The following is a 3,184-nucleotide window of genomic DNA, read 5'->3' on the forward strand; positions in this document are numbered from 1 at the left end:
CACGCAACGCGGCCCCACCTGCTTGTCGCGCAGGATCATGTTGAACATCTGCACGAACGCCATCGTGGTGCTGATCTCGCGCTCGCCGGTGGACTTCAGCAGGCGCTCGAAGGTCGCAAGCGGCGGCACCTCCAACGGCTGGCTGGCCTTGCGCCGGCGTGCCGGCAGGTAACCACCGAGTGCGGCACGGCGATCACGCATGTATTCCATTTCCGGCGATTTGTCGGCCGGTTTGAAAAACGGCACCGCGCCATCCTTGAGCTGGTCGTCGCTGATCGGTAACTGGAAACGGTCGCGGAAGGCGCGCACCGAATCATCGTCCAGTTTCTTGGTCTGGTGGGTGGGATTGAGCGCCTCGCCGGCGCTGCCCATGCCATAGCCCTTGACGGTCTTGGCGAGGATCACGGTCGGCTGGCCCACCGTCTTCACTGCAGCATCGTAGGCGGCGTAGACCTTGTGCGGATCGTGGCCACCGCGGTTCAGACGCCAGATGTCGTCGTCGCTGAGGTTGGCGACCATCGCCAGCGTCTCGGGCGTCTTGCCGAAGAAATGCTGGCGCGTGTAAGCGCCACCGAACGCCTTGCAGTTCTGGTACTCGCCATCGACGGTGTCCATCATCACCTTGCGCAGCAGGCCCTGCCCGTCATTGGCCAGCAGCGGATCCCAATAGCTGCCCCAGATGGTCTTGATCACGTTCCAGCCGTGGCCGCGGAACGCGCCTTCGAGTTCCTGGATGATCTTTCCGTTGCCACGCACCGGACCGTCGAGGCGTTGCAGGTTGCAATTGATCACGAAGACGAGGTTGTCGAGGCCTTCGCGGCCGGCCACACCGATCGCACCCAGCGACTCGGGCTCGTCGGTTTCGCCGTCGCCGAGGAAGCACCAGACCTTGCGGTTGGTCTTGGGCATCAGGCCGCGTGCTTCCAGGTATTTCCACGCCCGCGCCTGATAGATCGCGGTCAAGGGGCCGAGGCCCATGCTCACCGTCGGCGTCTGCCAGAAATCCGGCATCAGCCATGGATGCGGATAGCTGGAAATGCCATGCCCATCGACCTCCATGCGGAAGGCGTCGAGCTGGGCCTCGCTGATCCGGCCTTCGAGGAAGGCGCGCGCATAGATACCCGGCGAGCTGTGGCCCTGGATGTACAGCAAATCACCCGGATGCTCGGCGGTCGGCGCATGCCAGAAGTGGTTGAAGCCAACGTCGTACAGGGTGGCGGAACTGGCGAAACTGGCGATATGGCCGCCCAGCGAACCGGGCTTGCGATTGGCGCGTACCACCATCGCCATCGCGTTCCAGCGGATGATCGAGCGGATCCGCCACTCCAAGTGCGAGTCGCCGGGCATCGGCGGCTCGAGGTGGGCCGGGATGGTGTTGTAGTAGCCAGTGGTCGGCGCAAACGGCAAGTGTGCGCCTGCGCGCCGGGTCAGCTCGACCATGCCCTCCAGCAACTGGTGTGCGCGACCGGCGCCGTCATGGTCGATGACCGCCTTCAGCGACTCAATCCACTCCCGCGACTCCTGCGGATCGGGATCGTTCTGCAGCAGGTCGTTGAGCCAGTTCATCGCGCACTCCGGGAGGTGGGAAGCCAGTCGAAACCCCAGTCTAGCAAGCAACTTGTCACGTCAATGTTGCATCGCAGCCAATTTCACGATTTTACCCGGATTTTTTAAAATAATCCCGTGAAACCCACCCTGTCCGTTGTTCAGAACCTGCCTGCAGGCGTTCGTCATCAGCGCCCTGCGCTGCCGACAGGCGTGCTGCCGGACTTGCCTGCCCGAATCTGCGCATCCACCGCAGCAACTGCCGTCATGTTGACAATCCGCCGGGCAGACGAGGCCGGGGTCAGGATGTAGGCCGGCTGGTCCAAGCCCATCAGGATCGGGCCGATGGCAACGCCGCCGGTGGCGACCCGGATCAGGTTGTAGGCGATGTTGGCAGCGTCGAGGTTCGGCATCACCAGCAGGTTGGCGCGGCCCTTCAGCGTCGTGTTGGGGAAGATGCGCTGGCGCAGTGCTTCGTCCCATGCGGTGTCGCCCATCATTTCGCCATCGACTTCGAGCTTGGGCTGGCGCTGGCGAATGATGTCGAAGGCCGCGCGCATCTTCGACGCGCTGGCGTCCTGGTGACTGCCGTAGTTGGAATGCGACAACAGCGCCACCTTGGGTTCGATGCCGAACAGCTTGAGCCGATAACTGGCTTGCAAGGTGGCCTCGGCGATCTGCTCGGCAGTCGGGTCGAGCTGCACATGGGTATCGAGGAAGAACCACGCGCCGGCCTCATTGATGACGCCGGTCATCGCCGACGTCCCGGTCACGCCCTTCTCGAAATCGAACACGCTGCGCAGGTAGCCCAGCTTCTTGTGGAAGCGACCGACGATCCCGGTGATCAGCGCATCCGCCTCGCCGCGCTCCACCATCAGCGCGGCGATCAAGGTCGGCCGTGATCGCAGCAGGTTCTTGGCCGCATCCGGGGTCACGCCACGGCGCTCGGTCAGGGCGTGGTATTGCCGCCAGTAGTCGTCGAAGCGCGGATCGTCGTTGATGTTGGTCAGCTCGAAATCCACCCCGGCGCGCATCCGCAGGCCGAGCTTGCCGATGCGCTTTTCAATGACTTCCGGGCGCCCCACCAAAATCGGAAAAGCCAAGCCTTCATCGATCACCGTCTGCACCGCCTGCAACACCACGTATTCCTCACCCTCGGAATACACCACGCGCTTCCTGTCGCTGCGCGCACGCTCGTACACCGGCCGCATCATCAAGCTGGTGCGGTAGACGAACTGCGCCAGCTTCTCGCGATAGGCGGCAAGATCGGCGATCGGGCGATCGGCGATCCCCGATTCCATCGCCGCTTGCGCGACCGCAGGTGCCAGCATCATCAACAGGCGCGGATCGAACGGGCGCGGGATCAGGTACTCGCGACCGAATTTCGGCACCTCGCCGCCATAAGCACTGCCGAGGTCGGAGGCTTCCTTGCGCGCAAGCTCGGCGATCGCGCGCACGCAGGCCAGCTTCATCGCCTCGTTGATTTCCTGCGCGCCGGCATCCAGCGCACCACGGAAGATGTAGGGGAAGCACAGCGCGTTGTTGACCTGGTTCGGGTAGTCGCTGCGGCCGGTGGCGATGATGCAATCCGGGCGCACCGCCTTGGCGTCCTCCGGCAGGATTTCCGGATAGGGATTGG

General features: G+C 63.8%; 1 protein-coding gene and 1 pseudogene. Both read right to left on the reverse strand.

The annotated features are described in order from the left end of the window. A pseudogene (aceE, locus tag IT472_RS08675) lies at positions 1–1,566 on the reverse strand (pyruvate dehydrogenase (acetyl-transferring), homodimeric type); the annotation flags it as partial. A gap of 167 nt (positions 1,567–1,733) precedes the next feature. Beyond that, a partial coding sequence (locus IT472_RS08680; RefSeq protein WP_297180913.1) for a phosphate acyltransferase occupies positions 1,734–3,184 on the reverse strand: 1,451 nt, incomplete at its 5' end.

Source organism: Thermomonas sp. (assembly GCF_020850895.1).
Lineage (GTDB): Bacteria > Pseudomonadota > Gammaproteobacteria > Xanthomonadales > Xanthomonadaceae > Thermomonas.